The organism is Rhizobacter sp. OV335 (assembly GCF_900142965.1).
Lineage (GTDB): Bacteria > Pseudomonadota > Gammaproteobacteria > Burkholderiales > Burkholderiaceae_C > Rhizobacter.
Genome location: NZ_FRCQ01000006.1, coordinates 118530 through 130343 on the forward strand (window position 1 = coordinate 118530; position 11814 = coordinate 130343).

Here is an 11814-nt window from a genome sequence, read left to right on the forward strand (position 1 = left end):
AAGCTCAACTCATGGACCGCAGCAGCTCTCGCGCCTGTCGCAGATCGTGCGTCTCCAGCCCTTCGGTGAACGACGCATGGGCCGGCTTCAACAGCTGCAGCGCCTCCCGCGTGCGGCCGTCCTCATGCCACAGCCGCGCCAGGCTGGTGGCGCTGCGCAGCGCGAAACCGCGCTTGTGCTGCTGCATCGCCAGCGCGTGCGCCGCCTGCAGGCCCTGCTCGGCCACGCGGCGTGCCGCCGGTAGCAACGGCCCGTCGCGGCGCAGCGTCAGCTCGGCGATCAGCCGGCGCACCTCGGCCTCGTAGTAGCGCTCGCCATGCGCCTGCACGATGCCCATCGCCTCGTCGAGCCGCGCGAGCCCTTGCACCAGGTCGCCGCCGCGCGCCAGGCCCTCGGCCAGCAGCGTCAGGTACAGCGGCCGCGTGACCACCGCACCGCTGCGCGCCCACAGCGCCAGGCCCTCGCGCATCTCGGCAACGCCCTCGTCGTGCAACCCGCGCTCGCACTGCAGCCAGCCGTGCATCACATGCGCGTGCGCCAGCCACACCGCGAAGCCGCCTTCGTCGCAGATCGCGATCGCCTGCTCGGCGCAGGCCAGCGCCTGCGCGTGCTCGCCGCGGTAGCGGTGCACGTTGGCGGCAAAGCCGAAGGCCTCGCCGAGGCTGAACTTGTGGTCGAGCGTGCGCGCGAGCTGCTGCACGCGGTCGATGCGCGCCAGCGCGTCGTCCGGATGGCCCAGCTCCCACTGGCCCCAGGCCGAGTAGCACAGGCACATCACGCCCGGGTCCTGCACCGCGGCGCGGCGGTGGTGCTCCGGCCGGTACACCGCCAGGCACTCGTCCATGCGCTGCACCGCGGCCAGCCCGTGGCCCTCGTGGAACAGGATGTTGGCCGTGGCCCAGCGCACCTGCAGCCGCGCCATCGTGTCGCCGCTCTGCTCGGCCAGCGCCTCGGCGCGGCGCGCGATCTCGTGGGCGCGTGGGAAATCCGCGCGCATGAAGTGGTAGCCCTCCAGCCCGAGCTGCGCCTTCAGCCGGGCCCCCGGGTCGCCGAGTTCGTCGCCCAGCTGCTCGGCGCGCGCATAGGCGCGCTCGACCGGCGGCGCGCCATAGCCTTCGGTCGCGATGTAGCGCGACGCGAGCAGCAGCTGCAGCCGCAGCTCGATGCTTCGACGCTCCGGTTCCTGCGGGTGGCTGCCCAGCAATGCCAGTGCGCGCTGCAGGTGCTGGATGGCTTCGTCGTGCGCCGAGCGCGAGGCGGCCAGCCGCGCGGCGACCTCCCACTGCCCGAGCGCCTCGGCCGCCAGGCCGGCCTCGGTCTGGTGGTGGGCGAGCAGCTCGGGCTGGCGCTGCGCGAGCTCGGGCCACGAGGCGCGCAGCACCGCTGCCACGGCGCGGTGCACCAGTTGGCGGTCGCGCGTCCACAGCGACTGGTAGGCGATGTCGCGCACCAGCGCGTGCTTGAACGCGCAGCGCCGCTCGCCCGCGCCGTCGGTACCGCCGGCACTCGTCAGCAGCCCCGATTGCTCGATCAGGTCGAGCTGCGCCGTCAACTCCTGCGGCGTCATCGGGCGCCCGCCGTGCGCCAGCACCTGCTGCAGCAGCGCGACCGGAAACTCGCGCCCGAGCACCGCACCGAATTGCGCGATCGCGCGCGCCGGGCCGAGCCGGTCGAGGCGCGCCATCAGCAGGTCCTGCAGGCTGCCCGGCACGTCGAGCGACTGCGGCAGCATCTCGTCGAGCGTCGCGCTCTGCTCGACCACCATGCGCGCCGATTCCTCGAGGAACAGCGGCACGCCGTCGGAGCGCCCGGCCAGCAAGCGCACCACGCCGGCCGGCAGCAGCGATTCGCCGCAGGCCTGTTTCAGCAGCCGGCGCGATTCATCGGGGCGCAGGCCGTGCAGCTCGATGGTCTCGTGCACGACCGCGGGCTGCCATGGCGCGGCGGCGGGGTTGTCACCACTCGTGCGCTGCGTCAGCAGCACCAGCATCGGCACCTGCTCGCCACTCGCCAGCAGCCGGCCGAGGAACTCGCGTGTCGACGGGTCGACCCAGTGCAGGTCTTCGACCACCAGGCACAGCGGCCGGGCCTGCGCGCTGCGCTGGAACCACTCGACCAGCGTCGCGAGCGTGCGTTCGCGCAACCGCTCCGGCGTGCCGACCAGCGGCTCGCCCGGCAGCGACAGCAGCGCAGCCACCACCGGCAGCGCCTGCGCGGCGTCCAGGCCGGCCGGCATCGCGTCGGCGAGCTTGCGCCGGCGCGTGGCCTCGTCATCGTCGTCGCGCACGCCCAGCCAGTGGTGCATCGCGTCGATCACCGCATGGAAGGCACTGCTCGCGTGGTCGGGCAGGCAGCGGCATTCGAACGACAGCGCGCCGCGTGCCTTCAGGCCGTGCCGGAACTCGCGCACCAGCCGCGATTTGCCGATGCCGGCATCGCCGTGCAACTGCAGCACGCGCAGCGCGCCGGCCTGCAAGGCGTCCCAGTGGCGCAGCAGCACCGCCAGTTCCTCGCCACGGCCGACGAAGGGGGTGAGGCGCGGCAGCGCGTCGAGCCGGTGCTCCTTGCGGTCGTGCAGCACCACGCCGGCGCGCTGCGCGCCCTCGATGCCCTTCAGCGCCAGCGCGTTCTCGAGCGGCTGCACCGTGAAGCGGTGCTGCACCAGCGCGAGCGTCATGTCGGACACCATCACCGTGCCGGGTGCCGCCTTGCTCTGCAGGCGCGCGGCCAGGTGGATCGACACGCCGACCGGCTGGCCGGCCATCACCGAGACGCGCCCGGTCGCGATGCCGATGCGCACCTGCACCGGCGTCGACATGCCGGCCACCGACTGCACGATCGCCAGCCCCGCCGCCACCGCCTGCTCGGCGCTGCGCTCGCTGGCGGCCGGGTAGCCGAAGTACGACATCACGCCGTCGTCGCCCTGCGGGTCGTCGGCGACGCCGCCGTGGCGCTCGATCTGCGCGATGCAGCGCTGGTGGAACTCGGCCAGCAGGCTCGCGTAGCGTTCGCTGCCCAGGCGGTGCAGCCAGCCGGTGGAATCGACGAAGTCGAACGACAGCGAGGTGACCTGGCGCGCATCGTTGCCGGCCGACGCGCGCGCATCGGGCAGCACCAGCACCGCATCGCCGTCGCCGTACAGCTGCAGCCATGCGGCAGCGGGCTCGCCGCGCACCGCGCGCACCGCCTCGGCGATCGGCTGGGCCTGCGAGAGCCGCTCGCACAGCATCGCGAACCAGCCGTGCTCGTCGTCGCCCGGGGCTTCACCGGAGCCCTGCGGCGCCACCAGCAGGCTCGCCCCGAGCGCCGCCAGCCGCTGCGCGAGCCGCGCCACCTGCTGCTCCGGCGCCGGTGCGACGACGAAGAGCTTCGGCGGCCGCAACCAGGTCACGCCCGCCAGCAGCTCGTGCGGCACGCCGGCGTCCAGGCGGATCACGTCGTGCTCGGCCAGCAGGCCGGCGATCGCGTCGGCGGCCACGGCATCGCGCGGCAGCCGGGTCGACAGCACGGCCGCGCTGTCGAGCGCCGGCAGCGCGGGCGGCACCGCATCGGCACGCCCCGCCGCATCGCCCAGCCGCAGCACCCGCAGCGGCCCGCGCCGCGGCACGCGCCGCACGGTGGCGGCAGGATCGGTGTCGGGATCGACGTCGGACCCCGCGCCGGGGCCGGCCTGCCGGTCGTCGTCGACCAGCAGGTGCCGCGCGACCCGCCAGCGCTCGCCGAGCAGGCCGTGGCCATCGCTTGCCAGTTCCCAGTGCAGGCCGTGCAGGGCCGCGTCGAGCTGCAGGTTCAGGCGGCGCGGCTCGCTGCCGCGCAGCGTGGCGCCGACGATGCCCGGGAACAGCTGGGCGAACAAGGCGAGGCCCGCGTGCAGGTCGCCCTCAGCGGCGGCTTGCGACAGCCGGCGCAAGGCCGGCAGCTCCGGCCACGACCGGGCGTGGCGGCCCACCGACCGCCCATCGGTCACGAAGACGTCGCATGACCCGGATTCGTCCAGGCGCGCCGTGACGTGGAACGGCGGCAGATCCTGTGCTCGCGCACTGCGCATTCAAACTTCCCCCTGCGGGAAATCTAACCGCAAACGCGCCTGTCTGACACACTTTGCTACACGCCATCCGCGCGACTGTCGACGAGTTGCCATCGCGCTGTCATCCCCAATGTGTCGGATGGGTTGGAACCGGTACCGGAATCGGCCGCCCGCGCATACCATGCACAGCCACGCCTTGCCGGGGAGGTATGGCACTTGGTGCATCCTGAGGTGTCATCGACCGACCGCGCGGCCCTGCCGATGGTCGGTGGCGTGTTCGGCACCCGGCCCTAGAAGCTCTCTTTCACCTCGACGACGAACTGCACCTTCTTGATCGAGGTGTCGCCGTCCAGCGGGAACGCGAGGTCGACGTGGATCACGTTGCCGAGCGACGTGCGGCTGTTGCCCAGGCGCAGCCCGAAGCCCACGTCCTTCAGCAGCTTGTGCGATGACTCCACCGCGCCCTGCCCCCAGGTGCGCCCCATGTCGTAGAACACCGCACCGCCGACGTTGAAGAGCCGGAACGGGTACCAGTTCGTGAACACCCGCTGCTCGGTCGTGAACAGCCAGCGGCCGTCGCCGCTCTGGTAGCGCAACGGGTAGCCGCGCAGCCCGTTGTCGCCGCCGAGCAGCACCTGCTGGCCGTCGTCGAGCCGCACGCCGCGCTGCGCCGACAGGCCCATGAAGAAGCTGCGGCGCGCCGACTGCCGCAGGTAGTAGCGGCCCTCTGCCTTGAACAGCGAGTTCTGCAACTGCCCGTCCTCGACGTGGCCGACCGCCGAACCTGCGAGCAGCAGCGTCTGCCGCGGCGTCAGCGCATGGCCCACCTTGGCGCCCAGCGAGAACACCGTGGCGCGCCGGTCCGCGCCCAGCGCGGGCAGCGAATAGCCCAGCTTGCCGTTCACGAACCAACCGAGCGAGACATCTTCGGTCTTGCCGATCTGGTCCTGGTTGCGCACCTCGCTGAAGGCATCCTCGATCAGCTCGAAGCCGATCCACGGGTACACCAGCTGGCGTTCGGTGCCCGGTGGCACCGCCTCGTTCGGCGGCACGGCCAGCGTGGCGCGGTGTTCGTCGAGCGAGACGCCCGCGGTCCAGCGCGTCACCCAGCCATCGCGCAGCCCGGCCGACCAGCCGCCGTACGCCGACACCATGCGGTCGCGCACGTCGAGCTGGCGCAGCACCTCGCCGCGGTCGTAGACGGAATCGACACGCTGCTCGTCGCGCACCTGCGCACCGGTCGTCCACGGCGTGTCCAGCGCATAGAACGGCCGCCTGACGATCAGCTCGTGCACGTGGCCATCGCTGTTGTCGGAGTACTGGGCCTGCAGGTCCCACCAGCTGTCGAGCACGTGCTTGTCGTGGTAGCTCACTTTCTTGCTGCTGCGGTCGACCTCGGACTTGAACGAGAAGCCGAGCTCCTTGCCGAGGCCGAGCAGGTTGGAATCTTCCAGGCTGAAGCCGCTGCTGTTCTTGCCGCCCGAGCGGCCGAGCGACACGCCGGGGTTCAGCGTCCACACGTCCTGCGTGACGACCTCGAGGTCGACGATGCCGTCATGCCAGGCGATCGGCCGGATGTGCGCATCGCGGAAGTACGACTCGGTGCGCATGATGCGCTCCGACTCGCGCAGCCGCCGCGGGTCGTAGGGATCGCCCGGCTTGAACAGCAGGTGCGACGCGACCACCGACTCGTGCGTCAGCAGGTGCAGCTTGTTGGCCCAGCGGAACAGCAGCCGGTCTTCTTCGGGCAGGCGCGTGTCGAAGAGGTTGAGCCGCTGGAAGCGGACTTCGCCGATGCGTGCGCCGGCCGCGACCAGCGCCTCGTCGTTCGGCACCTCGTCCGGACGCGGCTTCTCGAACTCGGGGGGCTTCGGGCGCGGCGGGCCGTCGTCGGCGGTGGGCTCGGAGGCGGCGGAGGCGGGCGGGTCGGCGGCTTGCGGCGCGCCTGCGGCCGCATCCTGCGCTGCAGCGAGGGTCGGCGCCAGCGCCGGCACGAGCGCCGCCCCCAGCATGAGGGTCCAGCTTGCCGCACACGAGCTCACACGCCACACCATCGGCTTCCTTTCGGTTGAACTGCTCGCCCCGCGTCGTACCGACCGTGCAGGCATGGTAGCCACACCAAGGCAGTCGGCGTGCCCGGTCGATCCGACAGACAGGCGGCAGCGGCACGGGGAGCGCAGCGCATCCACAAGGCACACCGATTGCCACCCTTCCATACCGCGCCTTTGGGTCTTCGGGCCAAAGAGCGGGATGTGACCGGCGGGGCCGGCGCGTCACCTCTTCCAACACCTGCAAAGGAGTCACATCATGACAAAGCTGTCCACCACCTTGACCCTCGTGTCCGCTGCCGCACTGGCGGCCGTGGTGTCGCTGTCGTCGGCCCAGTCGACCTCGAGCAACACCTCGGCACCCAGTTCGGCGAGTGCCGACCAGAACCAGCCGAACGGCCCGTCGACGTCGACCACCGAGAGCACGACGCCGACGAACCAGAACACGACGGCTCAGCCGACCACCATGGACACCCAGGTCAGCCCGAACAACTCGAACAATGCGAACCCGCCGACGACCTTGAACAACAGCGATTCGTCCAGCACGGTCGCGAGCGACCCGCTCGCACCGCGCGCCGACCGCAACTGATCCAGGTCGCAACGGACTGAAGGCCCGGCAGACGACCGTCTGCCGGGCCTTTTTCAATGGAAGCACGTCAGTTGTAGACCGTCGCCTGCGCAAGGCGCGTGGCGGAATGCGCCACCTCGGGCACGCCGAACATCTCGGCAAGCGAGCGCCGGTCGGGCACCAGGTACACCATTGCGCGACCGCGGCTGAACATCGGGCTGATCACGCCGTCGTAGAACGCCGGCGGCAGGTTGATGCAGCCGTAGCTGATGCGGTTGTCGTCGACGCCCGGCGACGCGAGGCGCTGCGCGCGCCGCTCGCGCGGGTTGGTGGTGCGCACGCGGTGCATGGAGACCGCGGCGTCGTAGTCGACCCAGACGATGTCTTCCCCATTGGCGTTGTGGCCGGGGCGCCCGACGAAACGCCCGGCCGGCGTGATGCGCTCGAACGGCTTGATGTCGGCGATGGGGCGCTCGCCGATGCCCGGCACCGAATCGTCGCCGCGTGCCGCGCCCAGCAGCGCCGGCGCCGAGCCCAGCAGCCGGCCGGTGGCATCGAACGCGAACACGTGCGCGCGCGGCTTGTCAATCAGCACGAACGGCAGCCCGCGGTTGTCGGATCGGCTGACGACCCAGTCGCCGAGGCGCCGCACATCGGCCGACGCCGTCTCGGCACCGAAATCCAGCGACCTCGCCGTGTACACCGGCACCGCGTGCCGAGCGTTGTGCGCCAGCCGCTCCGGATGGGCGGGCGACAGCGGCTGCGCTATCAGGCTCAGCGCGATCGTCGCGACGCCCATCAGGCCCGCGTTCACCCATTCCAGCACCGGTGATGGCTTCATGCCGATGCGTGGCAATCCCCGTGCCCGTGGGATAGCCAGCGCGATGGTTTGCGCGCCTCATCGGCACAGCGAACTGCGTCCACTTTGTCGCGCTTTTCGACGGACATCCCGCGACCGGCTTCCCTACGATTCACCATCTTCACGCGAGCGAGCCAGGACCCCGCCCATGCGATTTGCAGGTAAAGCAGTGCGATCGGCAATTCTTGCCGGTCTGTGGGCGGTGAGCACGCTGGCATGTGCGGCAGCTTCGACATCCGACGATGCCGGCGCGTCGCCCGAAGCCCGGCTCGTCACCCGCTGGATCCTCGACAGCCACGACAACCAGGGCAAGCCGTTCGCGGTGGTCGACAAGAAGGCGGCGCAGCTGCGCATCCATGCGGCGGACGGCCGGCTGCTCGGCGTCGCCCCGGCGCTGCTGGGCCTGGCCCCTGGCGATACCGCGATCGCCGACATCGCGCACCGCGCGCCGTCCAGCCTGCGCCCGTTCGAGCGCACCACGCCGGCCGGCCGCTTCGAATCGCAGCCGGGGCGCAACCTGCACGGCGAAGACATCGTCTGGCTCGACTACGCGGCCTCGCTCGCGATCCACCGGCTGCGCCCCGCGGCGGCGGCTGAGCGCCGCGCGCAGCGGCTCGCCTCGGACTCGCCGGCCGACAACCGCATTTCGCTCGGCTGCGTGGTCGTGCCGGTGGCGTTCTACGAGCAGGTCGTGGCGCCGGTGCTCGGGCACGAACGCGCGGTGGTCTACGTGCTGCCGGAAGACCGGCCGGCGCGCGGGTTCTTCGAAGCGGCGCAGGGTTTGTAGACCAGCGCCGCGCCCATCAGCAGCATCCCCGCCGACTGCAGCGCCGACAGGCTGCGGCCATACACCAGCCAATCCACGGCCACCGCGGCGAACGGGTAGACGAACTGCAGCAGCGCGATGCGGCCGGTCGGCAGCCGTGCCATGCCGGCATACAGCAGCACATACGCCAGGCCGGTGTGGATCACGCCCAGCCCGGCCAGTCAGCCCCAGGCCGCGGGCTGCGCGGGCCAGCCCTGCGTCAGCGGCCACCAGGCCGTCAGCAGCACGCCGACCGCGCATTGCCAGGCCGCGAGCGCAAACGACGACGCCCCCTGCACCAGCTTCGCGATCAGCGTGACCGCCGCGTAGCTGAGCGAGCCGCCGAGGCACATCACGAGGCCGGCCAGGTAGCGCGTCGATGCCAGCTCGCGCTGCGGCTGCCCGGCCAGGCCCGTCGCCAGCGCCAGGCCGAGCAACGCGAGCCCTGCCGCGGCCCAGCGCCGCGCGCCGATGCGTTCGCGCAACCACCACGCGCCGAAGCCCATCACCCACAGCGGCTGCACGTGGAACACCACGGTCGCGACGCCGATCGAGGTGCGATCGATCGCCGCGAAGAACAGCGCCCAGTTCACCACCATCAGCACGCCGCACGCGAGCGCGGCCGCGAACGCCCGCGGCGCGAGCCGCAGCTCGTGCAGGCGGCCGGTGGCCGCGCCCCAGGCGAGCAGCGCCAGGCCGCCGAACGCACAGCGGAAGCAGACCGCCATCAGCGGATGCTGGTCGGCCTCTTCGACGAACACGCCGAGCGTGCCGAGCAGCAGGCCGCCGGCGGTCATCAGCAGCACGCCGCGCTCGGTTGACGAGGCGGTGGGCGCTGACGGGGTCACGGCAGGCGTCGCGGTGGGTGTGCTCATGCCGGCATCGTCGAGGCGGCGCAGCATCCCGTAAAGCGCATAGTTCAGCTTGCTACCATTCGATTTCCATGAGAACCCCCGACCTCCAGCTCGACTGGCTGCGCGCCTTCGTCGCCGTGGTCGATGCCGGCTCGCTGACGGCGGCCGCGCCGCAGGTGCACCGATCGCAGTCCGCGCTGAGCATGCAGATCCGCAAGCTCGAAGAGGCCGTCGGCCGGCCGGTGCTGACGCGCGGCCCCCGCCACCTGGCGCTGACGCCGACCGGCCACGAGCTGCTCGGCTATGCGCGGCGCCTGCTCGAACTGCACGCCGAGGCGCTGGGCGCACTGAACGACACCCGCGTCAGCGGCCATGTGCGGCTGGGCGTGCCCGACGACTACGCGGTGGCCTACCTGGCGCCGGTGCTGCGCACCTTCGCGAGCCGCCACGGGCTGGTCGAGATCACGCTGTCGTGCGCGCAATCCACGCTGCTGATCCCGCAGGTGGAGCGCGGCGAGATCGACGTGGCCATCGTCACGCGCGACCGGCCGCAGCGCGGCACGCTGCTGTTCCGCGAGCCGATGGTGTGGGTCGGCGCAGCGCAGCACGAGGCCTGGCGGCGCGAGCCGCTGCCGCTCGCGATGTACGAGGCCGGCAGCCTGGCGCGCAAGGCGGTGCTCGCCGCGCTGGCGGCGCAGCGGCGCCAGCACCGCACCGTGACGCACAGCCAGAGCCTGGTCGGCCAGCTCGCGGCGGTCGAGGGGGGGCTCGCGGTGGCGGCGCTCACGCGCTGCAGCGTGCCGGCAGGCCTGCAGATCCTCGACGGGCGGCACCAGCTCCCTCCGCTGCCCGACATGGAGGTCGCGGTGCTGCGCAGCAAGGCGAGCCAGGGCGACGCGGCGGCCGATGCGATGCAGGCGCAAATCGTGAATACCTTGCGCCGTTCACCCTCCTGAGGGATGGACGGGCGGCACGAACGCAGCAGAATCCCTCCCGACTCAAGAACAACAGGAGGGTTGGAACGTGAAGAGATCGACAAAGGCCCGCGTCGTGCGGGGCGTGTTCGGTGCCGTCGTCGCGGCGGCAGCGCTGGCCGCGACACCGGCCGCTTCGGCGCAATCGATGTACCGATGCAAGTCGGGCAACTCGGCCTACCTGTCCGACCGGCCCTGCACCAGCGGTGCCGGCTCGACGCTCGGCACCATCAGCGCGGCCCCGAGCAACACCTACCAGCAGCCGTCGGGCACCTATGTGCAGCGCCCGGCCAAGGCGGCCGATCACGTGAACTACCTCAGCTCGGCCTGCGCCGACATCGCCGAGGCGATCCGCACCGGCCCGTCACGCGGCGTGCGCGGCGACGTGATCAGCGGCTTGCACGAGGAATACCGGCAGAAATGCTCCGAAGACGACGCGGCGGCGCGCCAGCGGGTGGCCGAGGACCGGCGCAACGAGCGCGATGCCAAGCGTTCGGTCCAGACGGCGGCCCAGCAACAGCAGCAGCAGACGCGCATCGCCAGCGACCAGTGCAACGAGCTGCTGCGCATCCTCGCGGCCAAGCGCCGGCAGACCGCGACGATGACCGACGGCGAGCGCGCCGACCTGCAGCGCTCGGAGGAGAGCTACGCGCAGCGCTGCAAGCACTGACGCGGCAGGCCCCTCAGGCCGCCAGCGGCTGGGGCGACGCTGCTGTTGCCGCTTTCGCGGCACCGGTGACGGCGTCGCGGTTCAGCTCGCCGCCCAGCGCCTCGATCAGCGCGGGGATCAGCTGCTGCAGCTCGCCGGTGACCAGCGCGACATCGGCGTCGAAGTGGTCCTCGTCCTTGGTGGCCGTCGAGGCGCCTTCGAGCACCACGTCGAGCAGCTTCAGCTTCTTGATCGTCATCGCATCGCTCAGCACGAAGGACACGCGCGACGACCAGGTCATCGCAAGCGATGTCGGCAGCTTGCCCTGCACGATGTGCTGGCCGACCTCGTCGATGTCGAGCGTGTGGCGGGCGTACTTGACGGTGGCCTTCTCGCTGTCGGGCTGCTTCAGCTCGCATTCGCGGTCGACCGTGAAGCCGGCCGGCGCTTCCTTGCTGGTCAGCCATTCGGCCATCGCGGTGGCAGGCGAGATCGCGCTCTGGGCCAGGCTCAGCCGGATGCCGCCACCGAGCAGCTCGACCAGCATCGTGACGACGCGGTCGGCCTTGGCGGTGCTGGCGGCGTCGATCACGACGAAGCCGGCGCGCACGTCGATCCACACCAGCGTGGCGGAGCGCTTCGGGAAGGCGCGCGGCAGCAGGTCCTGCACGATCTCTTCCTTCAGCTCCTTGGCGATCTTGCCCTTGGGGCGGCGACCGGTCTCGGCCTCGATGCGGTCGAGCCGGGCTTCGAGCTCGGCCTTGACCACCGACGACGGCACCGCCTTGCGCTCGACGCCCAGGCGCAGCACCAGCTGGCCGCCGATGTTCTCGATCAGCGCGCCTTCCTTGTCACCGCGCGGCTGCAGCCAGCCGGCGGATTCGGGCTGCGTCGCGCCGCAGGCGGTGAAGCGGCTGCCGGCGAGGCGGTCTTCCACCTCGTCAAGCGGGGGCGGGGTCCATTGGTCGATGCGGTAGAGGAGTGCGTTCTTGAACATCAGCGGCGGCGTGGGAGCAAGGGGGCGGATTGT

The 11814-nt window shown here is 71.5% G+C and carries 10 protein-coding genes; 4 read left to right on the top strand and 6 right to left on the bottom strand.

The annotated features are described in order from the left end of the window. Nucleotides 1-4: 4 nt before the first annotated feature. Together BUE42_RS08775 and BUE42_RS08780 are read right to left on the bottom strand one after the other, a co-directional pair. Nucleotides 5-4048: an ATP-binding protein gene (locus BUE42_RS08775; RefSeq protein ID WP_073464328.1), complete on the bottom strand. Its 4044-nt coding sequence runs from the start codon at nucleotides 4046-4048 to the stop codon at nucleotides 5-7. A 269-nt stretch (nucleotides 4049-4317) separates the two neighbouring features. After that, a complete protein-coding gene (locus BUE42_RS08780) occupies nucleotides 4318-6039 on the bottom strand; it encodes a BamA/TamA family outer membrane protein (protein ID WP_159445387.1) in 1722 nt (573 codons plus the stop codon). A 295-nt stretch (nucleotides 6040-6334) separates the two neighbouring features. Here BUE42_RS08780 and BUE42_RS32040 point away from each other — a divergent pair, with 295 nt between their 5' ends. Then, nucleotides 6335-6664, top strand: coding sequence for a hypothetical protein (locus BUE42_RS32040; protein ID WP_143171388.1), 330 nt, complete (start codon nucleotides 6335-6337; stop codon nucleotides 6662-6664). A 67-nt stretch (nucleotides 6665-6731) separates the two neighbouring features. On the opposite strand, the gene BUE42_RS08790 is transcribed toward BUE42_RS32040, so the two are convergent. Further along, nucleotides 6732-7484 (bottom strand): hypothetical protein, encoded by a 753-nt coding sequence (locus BUE42_RS08790; protein ID WP_235002203.1) that lies wholly within the window; start codon nucleotides 7482-7484, stop codon nucleotides 6732-6734. Between the two features lie 220 nt (nucleotides 7485-7704). Here BUE42_RS08790 and BUE42_RS08795 point away from each other — a divergent pair, with 220 nt between their 5' ends. Beyond that, nucleotides 7705-8289 (top strand): L,D-transpeptidase, encoded by a 585-nt coding sequence (locus BUE42_RS08795; RefSeq protein ID WP_235002205.1) that lies wholly within the window; start codon nucleotides 7705-7707, stop codon nucleotides 8287-8289. On the opposite strand, the gene BUE42_RS34260 is transcribed toward BUE42_RS08795, so the two are convergent. Both BUE42_RS34260 and BUE42_RS08800 read right to left on the bottom strand, forming a co-directional pair. Beyond that, the gene (locus BUE42_RS34260; RefSeq protein ID WP_369822961.1) at nucleotides 8229-8474 is read right to left on the bottom strand and encodes an EamA family transporter; all 246 of its coding nucleotides are present in this window, start codon (nucleotides 8472-8474) and stop codon (nucleotides 8229-8231) included. The genes BUE42_RS08795 and BUE42_RS34260 overlap by 61 nt on opposite strands. A gap of 15 nt (nucleotides 8475-8489) precedes the next feature. Further along, complete coding sequence (locus BUE42_RS08800) at nucleotides 8490-9182, bottom strand: DMT family transporter (protein ID WP_369822962.1); 693 nt, start codon at nucleotides 9180-9182, stop codon at nucleotides 8490-8492. Between the two features lie 68 nt (nucleotides 9183-9250). Between BUE42_RS08800 and BUE42_RS08805 the strand changes: the two genes are divergently transcribed. Then, nucleotides 9251-10117: a LysR family transcriptional regulator gene (locus BUE42_RS08805; RefSeq protein ID WP_073464336.1), complete on the top strand. Its 867-nt coding sequence runs from the start codon at nucleotides 9251-9253 to the stop codon at nucleotides 10115-10117. A gap of 67 nt (nucleotides 10118-10184) precedes the next feature. After that, entirely contained in the window at nucleotides 10185-10805 is a 621-nt protein-coding gene (locus tag BUE42_RS08810; RefSeq protein WP_143171389.1) for a hypothetical protein, read from the top strand. Nucleotides 10806-10818: 13 nt separating this feature from the next. Here the strand turns inward: BUE42_RS08810 and BUE42_RS08815 are convergent, their stop codons facing one another. Continuing rightward, nucleotides 10819-11781, bottom strand: a complete 963-nt coding sequence (locus tag BUE42_RS08815) for a recombination-associated protein RdgC (RefSeq protein ID WP_073464340.1) — start codon at nucleotides 11779-11781, stop codon at nucleotides 10819-10821. Nucleotides 11782-11814: the final 33 nt, after the last annotated feature.